Consider the following 6,430-nt stretch of genomic DNA (forward strand, 5'->3'; position numbering starts at 1 on the left):
CCACACGGGGTGTGCAGCCTGCAGGTACTGCAGCACGGCCAGGACCCGCCGGTGGTCCCCGGCCGCTGGATGGAGATTCAGCCTGCCGAATATAGACGTGATGTTCTTTTCCACTGCGCCGGCGGAGAGGAACAGTTCAGCACAGATACCGGCATTTGTCCGGCCCTGGGCCATGAGCTCCAGAACGTCGCGTTCCCGGGGCGTCAGGGACTCCAGGCCGGCGTGCCGTCCGGCACCCATCAGCTGCCGCACTACCTCGGGATCGAGCACAGTCTCCCCGTCACGGATGCGTTCCAGCGCGCCCAGGAAATCGGCGACGTCCGCCACCCGGTCCTTGAGCAGGTATCCGGTGCCGCTGGGCTGCCCGGCAAAAAGCTGCGAGGCGTAGCGCGTCTCCACGTACTGGGAGAGCAGCAGGACGCCGATTTCCGGACGGGTTTCCCGCAGCTTCAAGGCCGCCCGAATCCCCTCGTGGGTATGGGTGGGCGGCATCCGGTTATCCAGGATCACGACGTCGGGATCAGCGGTTTCGAGCGCCGTGAACATCTCCTCGGCGTCGGACGCGGCCGCCAGGACCTCGTGGCCGCGCCCATTCAGCAGTTCCACCAGCCCGGCCCGGAGCAGGGCGGAATCCTCTGCGATGACAATCCTCATCCAAGTAGCTTGCCGCACCGGGCAGCACTCTGGAAACCGGTCAGGAAAGCGGCAGGAAGACCGTCACCACTGTTGGGCCTCCGGCCGGAGAGGAAATCCGCATTGTCCCGTCCACTGTCCGGACCCGTTCCGCCAGGCCGGCCAAGCCGGTTCCTGCCGTGGTTCCTGCGGAGCTGTCCGAGCCCGCGGCCGCACGTCCTGCGCTGTCCAGGCCTGCGCCTGGTGCGCCGCCGGTGCCGTCGTCCTTGACGCTGAGCACCATGTCAGCGCCTTCCTGGACCACCAGGACACTGACTCGTGAGCCCCCGGAGTGCTTGACCGCGTTGGTCACCAGTTCGGCGACGCAGTAGTAGGCAATGGCTTCCACCGCGGGCGATGGGCGGACCTGCAGCCGGTAGGAAAGGTCGACGGGAAGCGGGGCCGTGGCAGCCAGCGATTCCAGCGCGGTGTCCAGGCCGTCGTTGAGTACGGCCGGGCGGATGCCGCGGGCGATGCCGCGCAGGTCTTCAAGGGCGTCCTTGGCCGTGCCATGGGCGCTGTCCAGCAGGCCCTGCAGTTCGGCGGGTATTTCGGTGCCGGCCAGCCGGTCCCGGGCATCGCCGATTTTCATGGCGATCGCCACGAGCTGCGCCTGGGTGCCGTCATGCAGGTCCCGTTCGATCCGTGCCAGCCGGGCGTCGGCGGTATTCACCGAACTGCTCCGGCTGGCCTCAAGATCCTGGACCCGGTACTGGGCAGAAGTGGGGCCCAGCAGTGATGCCGCGAGAGCCGACTGAAGGCGGGCCATGCCGTTATTGATCGCCGGCCAGAGCAGGAAAGTGAAGAGGACACCCACCGCGAAGTAGGCGGCTTGCCACCAGAAGCTGTCGGCGAAGACACCCGGGAGGATCTGGCTGCCGCGGTGCCAGGTCCCGTCGGCCGCCTGCTGCGGGGGCAGCCACCGCGACCAGAACCAGTGCGTCATGCTGCCCAACCCGGCGGCCAGGAAGCTGATACTCAGGCAGGCAGCGGTCACGGAGGTCACGAAGGTGATGCCCATGTGGGCCAGGGCCCGCCAGCCTGCCGTGTCGCTGAGTCCGGAGCGGAGGTAGCCGAAGAACCCGGGACGGGGAGTGAACGGCGGGGGTGCGTCGATGGGGCGGCCCAGGAGTGTTGCCGCGAGGGAACGGTTAATGGTTCCCCAGTACCGGGCCCCGGCGACCATTGCCGCGGGGGCGATCAGGCCAACAAAGGTGACCAGGAACGAGGCTCCCAGCGACACCGTGCCCACCGCGTAGGCCAGGGCGAAGGGCGCCAGCAGCAGCGTGAGTCCGTGATAGCCGAAGGCCCGCCAGGTGCTGCTGCGGAAAAAGGCTGGGCGGCGTCCTGCCGGGTGAGGAGCCTGGGTGCGCGGCGAATGCGGGGTGCGCTGGGAGTGCGGGGTATGCCGGGGGTGCGGCGGGTGCCGGTCCGGACGGGCCGCTGCTTCCGGCAGGCCGGGCGCGGTGTCGGGATCGGAGGCGCGGGTGGGTGTCATAGTTACATCTTTCTCCGCGGTGAATGCTGTTGGCTATGGGGTTTTCCCCCGTAGTCGCCCGGGGGAGTCCCCGCAGCTGGCCAGGCACGTATCGGCCAGGCGCGTGCCAGGCCAAGCACGCACCCGGCCAGGCGCGCTAGGCCTGGGGCTCCGCTGAGGGGGACTGAACCGACTGGTCCTGCGCCGTTTGGGGCGCCGGGATCTGGGCGTAGAACCATTCAATGTGGGCGCGCAGCAGCTGTGCGGCCAGGGCGCCGTCCCCGGAGGAGACGGCGTCATAAATTCCGTGGTGCTGTTCGCGGAGCACGTCCAGGATGGCCGGCCAGTCCTCGAAGTTGTCCATGGCCTCTTTGACGTAGCCCCGGATGGCGCCGGAGAGTGAAGCCATCATGGTCTCGATCACGGCGTTGCCGGCCAGCGAGCTGAGCTCCACATGGAATTGTGCATCGAGGGTATGGAAGGTGTCCCGGTCCAGGTCAGGGTGGTCCATGGCTTCCAGCAGGCTGTGCGCCCGGGCCAGTGCAGCTGCGGATTCTTCGGTGTGCAGGGTCGCGGCGGCGGCTTCGGCGGCCCAGGTTTCCAGCAGCACGCGGGTCTGCACAATGTCAGCAACCGGCAGCCGGTTGCTGGCCATATGCAGGCGCAGTGCGGAAGACAGGCCGGCGGAGGGCTCGGAGACAATGATGGCACCCGATTTCGGCCCGGAGCCCGAGGAAGACCGCAGGACCCCCATGGCGTCCAGGATCCGGATGCCTTCGCGGACGGACGCGCGGGAGATGCCGTAGGTTTCCGCCAGGGTGCGTTCTCCCGGCAGCTGGTCGCCCAGCTTGATCTCGCCGGACCGCAGCCCGGCTTCGATGTTTGCCAGCAGCAGGTCATAACTGCGGCGCGGCGGCAGGGGAGCGGAATCCGTAAGAGTCACTGCAACATCCTTGCACGTAGGCGGCGGGATTTATCCGCGTCCGCAACAAAGGGAACTGCGGGCCGTCACGGGGCCCACCTGAAGTGCGCGGCGGCGACGAGCGGGGCGCGGCGGGCAGGCGAGGGGAGCCGCGGGCAGGTGAGGGGAGCCGGGGACAGTAGAAGGGTGCGCCCCCCCAAGGCGCACCCTTCTGCCTGCTGGCTTGCTGCTTGAAGTTAAGGCAGCATCCAGCCCAGGACCGGCGTGGACTGCAGGAAGACCACGGTGCACAGGACCAGCAGCAGTGCCACGCTCCACCCGACCACCTTGCGCAGCAGCACGGACTCCTGACCGTCCAGCTTCACGGCGGTCACGGCGATCGCCAGGTTCTGCGGGCTGATCAGCTTGCCGACGACGCCGCCGGTGGTATTGGCGGCCACCAGCAGGTTGGGATCGATGCCGGCTTCGATGCCGGCAGTCTGCTGCAGGCGGGCAAAGAGGGCGTTGGCGGAGGTATCTGAGCCGGTCACGGCCGTGCCGATCCAGCCCAGGACCGGGGAAAGGAACGCGAAGAACCCACCCGTTCCGGCCAGCCAGGTGCCGATGGCCACAGTCTGCCCGGAGAGGTTCATAACGTAGGCCAGGGACAGCACGGAGAGAATCGTGGCGGCGGCCCAGCGCATGTTCCACACGGTGCGGCCGATCTCGGCCACGCCGTTACCCACGCTCATGCGGTACCGCCCGCCGTCGTCGAACCGGGAGTACACCACCGCGACGATCAGCCCGGTGATCAGCAGCAGCGTGCCCGGGGTGGACAGCCAGTTGAACGTGTAGATGGTGGAGGAAACGGGGTCTCCGGACGCGTCCACCAGCCGCTCATGCAGGATCGGCCAGGGAACCTGGATATCGGTGGAGGCCAGGAAGGCGGGGATATCCACACCGAGCTTCCAGAGCTTGGCGATACCGAAGATCACGATGACCAGGAAGTACGGGAACAGGGCCAGCCATGTTCGGGACGGTGTCAGGGAATCCTCGTCGCGGACGGCGGTCGCGGTCGAACCGCTGCCGGCTCCCGGGCGGTCAGCGCCGGCAGTGACGAGGGCGGTCAGGCCCATCCGTTCGCGGGCGGCGTCGAGGCCGCGGGGCTGCCAGAAACGCAGGAAGACGACGGCGGCACCCAGGCCGGCGAGGGCGGCAACAATGTCCGTCAGTTCGTAGGAGAAGAAGGTGGAGCACAGGACCTGGGCCACGGAGAATGCAACGCCGGTGACGACGGCGGCGGGCCAGGTGTCCTTGATGCCCCGGAATCCGTCAAGGATAAAGACCAGGATCAGCGGCACAACGACGGCGAGCAGCGGCGCCTGGCGTCCCACGACGGCACCGATGTGATCGGCGTCCAGGCCCGTGAGGTTGGCGGCCGTGGTGATCGGGATGGCCATGGCTCCGAAGGCGACCGGCGCGGTGTTGGCGACCAGCACGGCGGCGGCGGCTTTCATGGGTTTCAGGCCCAGGGCCACGAGCATGGTGGCGGTGATGGCCACCGGCGCACCGAACCCGGCGAGGGCTTCCAGCAGGCCGCCGAAGCAGAACGCCACCAGAATGGCCTGGATGCGCACGTCGCCGCCGCCGATGACATCGAAGACCCGGCGCAGGTCCTCGAACCGGCCGCTGACCACCGTGATCTGGTACAGCCAGATCGCCATGATCACGATCCAGACCACCGGGAACGCACCGAAGACGGCACCCTGGGTGGCGGAGAGCAGGGCCAGCCCGGCGGGCATCTTGAACGCCCAGATAGCCACGGCAAGCGCCACCACCAGCGACAGTCCGCCGGCTACGTGTGCCTTGACCTTCACGAACGCCAGCAGGATAAAGAACGTGAGCAGGGGGACGAGAGCCACGATGGCTGACGCGGCGACGCTGCCAAACACCGGATCGGTGCTGGCGGTGAAGTGATCCACAGGGGACCTCCGGGAAAAGAGAAAACTGGCGGGGGAAAGTTGGTCAGACCACAATGGTCAGGCCATGGAAGTCTAGCGCACCGTCCCACCGCGTGTGATCATGGCCACCAGTCACGGGCCTCCTTGGTGTGTTGCGGATAACGTGCCTAGTATTGGTCTGACCACACCAGCCCCGGGGACAAGCCCGCTGAGAGGCAGCCATGAGAATTGCACTATTTGCCACCTGCATCGTGGATGCGATGTATCCGCGGACAGCCCGTGCCACGGTCTCCATCCTGGAGCGGCTGGGACACGAGGTCGTGTTCCCGTCCGGCCAGGCCTGCTGCGGCCAGATGCACGTCAACTCGGGGTACTTCCCGGAAGCGGTTCCCGTGGTCCGCAACCATGTGGAGGCGTTCGACCCGGCAGGTTATGACGTCGCCGTCGCGCCGTCGGCATCCTGCGTCGGCTCGGTCAAGCATCAGCACCCGATGATCGCGCGGTCCTGCGGCGACACGGCGCTGGAGGCCCAGGCCGAAGCCGTCGGTGCCAAAACCTACGAACTCTCCGAGCTGCTGACCGACGTCCTGGGCATCACCAACGCCGCCGAGCAGCTGGGGTCCTGGTTCCCGCACAAGGTGACCTACCACCCCAGCTGCCACGGCATGCGGCTGCTGCGCCTGGGCGACCGGCAGCTGAACCTGCTCTCCTCCGTCGGCGGGATCGAGATGGCGGACCTGCCGGAAGCGGACCAGTGCTGCGGCTTCGGCGGAACCTTCTCCATGAAGAACGCCGATGTCTCCTCCGCCATGCTGGCGGATAAAACAGCCAACATCACCTCCACCGGTGCCTCGCTGTGCTCCGGCGGAGACGCTTCCTGCCTGCTGCACATCGGCGGCGGACTCTCCCGCGAAGGCGCCAGCGCCACCACCCTGCACTTCGCCGAAATCCTGGCCAGCACCAAGGACAACCCGGTCTCCGTCACCGGAGAGATCCTGGTCAGCGGAAAGGCCACCCGATGAGCACCTACCTCGGTATGCCCACCCTGCCCGTTTTTGGCCGCGGCAACCTCAACGCCGTCGAGTCCTTTCCGGACGCGGCCAAGCGGGAGCTCGGCAACGCCCAGCTGCGCGCCAACCTGGGGCACGCCACCCACACCATCCGGGATAAACGGCTGAAAGTGGTCGGCGAGCTGCCCGACTGGGAGGAACTGCGCAGCGCCGGCAGCGCCGTCAAGGAATCCGTGATGGCCCGGCTGCCCGAGCTGCTGGAGCAGTTCGAAGCCAACTTCACCGCCCGCGGCGGCGTGATCCACTGGGCCCGCGACGCCGACGAAGCCAATGAAATTGTCCGCGACCTGATCCGCGCCGAGGGTGTGGACGAGGTCGTGAAGGTCAAGTCCATGGCCACCCAGGAAAT

Annotated in this window: 6 protein-coding genes; 2 read left to right on the forward strand and 4 right to left on the reverse strand. The window is 67.4% G+C overall.

Features of this window, described 5'->3' with window-relative positions; translation table 11 throughout:
- From RTN46_RS12485 to RTN46_RS12500, 4 genes are all read right to left on the reverse strand, one after another.
- Positions 1-654, reverse strand: a 654-nt coding sequence (locus RTN46_RS12485) for a response regulator transcription factor (RefSeq protein WP_312181807.1), incomplete at its 3' end; no start/stop codon positions are given.
- Positions 655-694: 40 nt separating this feature from the next.
- Positions 695-2,170: a sensor domain-containing protein gene (locus tag RTN46_RS12490; protein WP_312181809.1), complete on the reverse strand. Its 1,476-nt coding sequence runs from the start codon at positions 2,168-2,170 to the stop codon at positions 695-697.
- A 136-nt stretch (positions 2,171-2,306) separates the two neighbouring features.
- A complete protein-coding gene (locus RTN46_RS12495) occupies positions 2,307-3,092 on the reverse strand; it encodes an FCD domain-containing protein (protein WP_312181810.1) in 786 nt (261 codons plus the stop codon).
- A gap of 215 nt (positions 3,093-3,307) precedes the next feature.
- The gene (locus RTN46_RS12500; protein WP_312181811.1) at positions 3,308-5,032 is read right to left on the reverse strand and encodes an L-lactate permease; all 1,725 of its coding nucleotides are present in this window, start codon (positions 5,030-5,032) and stop codon (positions 3,308-3,310) included.
- Between the two features lie 200 nt (positions 5,033-5,232).
- Here RTN46_RS12500 and RTN46_RS12505 point away from each other — a divergent pair, with 200 nt between their 5' ends.
- Together RTN46_RS12505 and RTN46_RS12510 are read left to right on the forward strand one after the other, a co-directional pair.
- Positions 5,233-6,033 (forward strand): (Fe-S)-binding protein, encoded by an 801-nt coding sequence (locus RTN46_RS12505; RefSeq protein WP_312181813.1) that lies wholly within the window; start codon positions 5,233-5,235, stop codon positions 6,031-6,033.
- The coding region (locus RTN46_RS12510; RefSeq protein ID WP_312181814.1) for an LUD domain-containing protein at positions 6,030-6,430 on the forward strand (401 nt) is incomplete at its 3' end. The genes RTN46_RS12505 and RTN46_RS12510, both read left to right, overlap by 4 nt.

The organism is Arthrobacter sp. (assembly GCF_031988865.1).
GTDB lineage: Bacteria > Actinomycetota > Actinomycetes > Actinomycetales > Micrococcaceae > Arthrobacter_B.

What these genes read in the sequence shown, in the direction of transcription:
- RTN46_RS12505 (WP_312181813.1), top strand. Translation starts at nt 5,233, where the DNA reads ATGAGAATTGCACTATTTGCCACCTGCATCGTGGATGCGATGTATCCG.
- RTN46_RS12490 (WP_312181809.1), bottom strand. Translation starts at nt 2,170, where the DNA reads ATGACACCCACCCGCGCCTCCGATCCCGACACCGCGCCCGGCCTGCCG.